Origin of the sequence: Mycobacterium sp. (assembly GCF_046095365.1) — a bacterium.
In the GTDB taxonomy this organism is placed as follows: Bacteria; Actinomycetota; Actinomycetes; order Mycobacteriales; family Mycobacteriaceae; genus Mycobacterium.
On record NZ_JBJTJF010000043.1, the window covers coordinates 1 to 3,312 of the forward strand.

1 pseudogene is annotated in these 3,312 nt (G+C 80.7%); it reads right to left on the reverse strand.

The window, feature by feature from the left end:
• Positions 1-3,312: pseudogene (locus tag ACKOQ4_RS03055) on the reverse strand (PE family protein); the annotation flags it as partial.

A 3,312-nucleotide genomic window follows, 5' to 3' on the forward strand; every position in this document is an offset into this window, starting at 1 on the left:
CCGCCGAGGCCGCCCGCTCCTGCGGCGCCGCCGTCGCCACCGAGACCGGTCACCGACGAGCCGCCCGCGCCGCCCGCGCCGCCGGCACCGCCCTTGCCGCCGGCGGTCGCAGCCGCCTCGCCGGGGCTGTATCCGGCGCCGCCGGCTCCGCCCGTGCCTGCATCGCCGCCGTTGCCACCGGTGCCGCTGACCGACGAGCCGCCCGCGCCGCCGGCACCGCCGGCACCGCCGTCGAAACCGCTAGCAGTCGGGTTACCGGCTTTGCTGCCCGCCGCGCCGATACCGCCGTCGCCGCCGGCGCCACCGTCGCCACCGCCCAACGCCTTTCCGCCCGCTCCGCCGGCCCCACCGCTGCCGCCGGCGCCGAACGGCACGGCAGCACCCTGCCCGCCGTTGCCGCCGTTGCCGCCGTCGGCCACGGCTCCGCGGGTGCCTGGCGTCGACCCGGTGCCACCGGTGCCCTCGACCCCGGAATCACCGCCGGCACCGCCGGCACCGCCGTTGGGGTTCTGGCTGCCGAAGGTCCCGTCGCCGGCGGACCCGTCGGCACCGTTGCCGCCGGTGCCCGCGGCGCCGCCGTTGCCACCGGTACCGGTCACACCGTTGGTGCCGCCGCCGGCGGTGGTGCCGCCCAGGCCGCCGTTGCCGCCGTTGCCGCCGTCACCGCCCACGCCGCCGAGGCCGCCGTTCCCGGCAACCCCGCGACCGCCGCCGTCGCCGCCGTTGCCGCCGGTGCCGCCGGTGCCGCCCGCGCCGCCGTTGCCGGCGTTGCCCTTCGTCGCATCACCGCCGGCCCCACCGGCGCCGCCGGTACCGCCGGCGGTGCCGTCCTGACCCGGCTGACCGGTGCCCAACGGGTCGGCGGTGCCGACGCCGTCCTCGCCGGTGTAGCCGGTCGCGCCGTTACCGCCGGCCCCGCCGACGCCGCCGTTGCCGGAGACGGTGCCGCCCCGGCCGCCGGCCCCGCCGTCGCCACCGGAACCGCCGTCGATACCGAAGAACAGGCTGCTCACCCCACTGCCACCCTTGCCGCCGGCGCCGCCGTTGCCGATGGTGCCGGCGTCGCCGCCGCGTCCGCCCTTACCGCCGGGGGTGCCCGGTGTCGCGTTGGGGTCCGACGCCGCGTCGTAGCCGGCCCCGCCGTTGCCGCCGTTGCCGCCCGAGGTCGCAGCGTCGCCGGCGGTGCCGGCGGTGCCGTTCACGCCGCCGGTTCCGCCGGTGCCCTTAAACCCGGCCGCCCCGCCGGCGCCCCGCGCCCCGGCATTGCCGCCATTACCGCCGGCGGCGCCGTCGGGGAAGTCGACGTTGCCGTTGCCGCCCTTGCCGCCGTTGCCACCGGCCCCGGCGGTGACGCCATTGCCACCGTCGCCGTTCACGCCGCTCGTCGCGTTGCCGCCCTTACCGCCGGCGCCGCCCGCCCCCGCGGTGCCGCCGTCCCCCCCGACGCCGCCGGGCTGGGCCAGGCCCTTCGCCGAGGCATCGGCGCCGGCGGTGCCGTCGCCGCCCTTGCCGCCATTGCCGCCGAGACCGCCGTCGCCGCCCGCGCCGGCGTTGCCGGTGCCGACGGCCGTTCCGCCGGCACCGCCGGCGCCGCCCGCGCCGCCGGCGCCGCCGTTGAAGCCGAGGGTGCCCGGATCGAGGGATGGCCCACTGCCGAGGCCGCCGTTACCGCCGGCCCCGCCGGCCCCGCCGGCGCCCGCCTGGCCGTTCTCGGAATTGCCGCCGGCTCCGCCCACACCGCCGGCCCCGCCGCGTCCGCCACTGCCGATAAAGGGCGCCACGCGGTTGCGGCCCGCCTTGCCGGCGCCACCGGCGCCACCGGCGCCGCCGGTGCCGGGTCCGGTGCCGGCGCCACCGGCGCCGCCGTTGCCGCCAGCAGCGCCCGCAACAGCGGCCGGGTCGGCCGCGGCGTTGTATCCGGCGCCGCCGTCGCCGCCGTTGCCGCCCGTTGTGGCGTCGGCACCGCGCGCCCCGTCGGTTCCGGCCTTACCCGCGATGCCGGTACCGCTTCCGGCCGCGCCACCGGCGCCGCCGGCGCTTCCGATGCCCGCGGTCCCGGCTTTACCGCCGTTACCGCCGTTGGGGAAGTCCGCGTTGCCGTCGCCGCCGTTGCCGCCGTTGCCGCTGGTGCCCGCACCGCCGCCGGCGCCACCGTTTCCGCCGTCGCCGTTGGCGCCGGTGACGGCATCTCCGCCGGCACCGCCGGCGCCGGCGACGCCACCGTTGCCTCCGGCGCCGCCCTGGCCGCCGTCCTCGGCAGCTGTACTGGCGGTCGCGTCGGCGCCGTCGGCGCCGTTGCCGCCATTGCCGCCGAGACCGGCGTCGCCGCCGGCGCCGCCGTCGCCGGCATCACCGCTACCGGTGGCCGCACCGCCGGCCCCGCCCGCACCGCCGTTGCCGCCGGCGCCGCCGGCGAGGGCGGTGTCGAGGGGCGAATCGGGATCGGGGGCGGATCCGCCGTTGCCGCCGTCGCCGCCGGCGCCGCCGGCGCCGGCCTGGCCGTCCACCGCGCTGCCCCCGGCAGCGCCGCTGCCGCCGAACCCACCTGACGCATTGGGGCTCGAGGTGTCGCCGCCGTCACCGCCGGCGCCGCCGGCACCGCCGTTGCCGGTCCCCAGCGCCGAACCGCCATCGCCGCCGCGGCCGCCGAAGCCACCGAGGACGCCGGCGATGCCGTTGCCGCCGTCGCCACCGTTGCCGGCGTTGGCGGAGTCGCCATTCTGGCCGGGGGCACCGGGAGTGCCCGTGCCGCTGCCGGCCGCGCCGCCGAGGCCCTCGGCCCCGCTGTTGCCACCATTGCCGCCCGCACCCGACAAGTAGCCCAGCGACTGACCCGCGTCGGTGCCGTTGCCGCCGGTGCCGCCCGCCCCGGCGTTGCCACCTCGGCCGCCGTCGCCGTTGGCGCCCTTGATCGAGGAACCGCCGGCTCCGCCGGCGCCGCCGGACCCCCCGGCCCCCCCGGGGGCCCCGGCGCGCGAGCCCAGCCCGTTCGCGCCGTCGCCGCCGTTGCCCCCGGCGCCCGCATCACCGCCGGCGCCACCGTCGGCGCCGTCGGAGTAGTTGCCGTCGGTGGCGCCCACGCCACCCTTGAGGCCGCCGACGCCGCCGCTGCCACCCCGGCCGCCGGCGCCGCCGTTGCCACCGTCGGTGCCTGCCTCGCCGGTCCCGTCCACACCGGTGTAGCCGGTGCCGCCGTCGCCGCCGGCCGCGCCGGTACCGGCCAGTCCGGCGTCGCCGCCGTTGCCCGCGGTGCCCAGCGTCACGCCGTCACCGCCCAGGCCGGCCTTGCCGCCCTTGCCGCCGTTGCCGGCA